Source organism: Bacillus sp. JJ1127 (assembly GCF_036965845.1).
Taxonomy (GTDB): domain Bacteria; phylum Bacillota; class Bacilli; order Bacillales; family Bacillaceae_G; genus Bacillus_A.
On record NZ_JBALQK010000041.1, the window covers coordinates 5,641 to 5,984 of the forward strand.

Genomic DNA, 344 nt, shown 5'->3' on the forward strand with positions numbered 1-344 from the left:
ATTAACGCTATAGGTCTCGCTTTTATTCTTTCTAATAAACTTGAAAAGAATAAAAAAGTTTATCTTAATGATAGATTTACACTAATAGACATTATTGAATCTAAAGATGTATATGATTCTGAAGGTAACCCACTAGTAGAGCTAACATGTAAGTATAGTATTTATTTGGATGAAAAATACTACTGTAAATCTCTCGAAGACTACACTGGACAAGTATTCCCTTTCCTAAGTTCAAAAATAGGAAAAGGTCTTGTTAGAAATTTAAACTATAATTTTTCATATATTGATATATACGATAAAAAACCACCGGTTAAAGAGATAAGAAGACTTATGGAGCAAGTAAT

1 protein-coding gene is annotated in these 344 nt (G+C 27.9%); it reads left to right on the top strand.

Annotation, left to right across the window (positions count from 1 at the left end):
• On the top strand, positions 1-344 hold a 344-nt coding region (locus tag V7183_RS05085; protein WP_335358903.1), incomplete at both ends, for a cytoplasmic protein.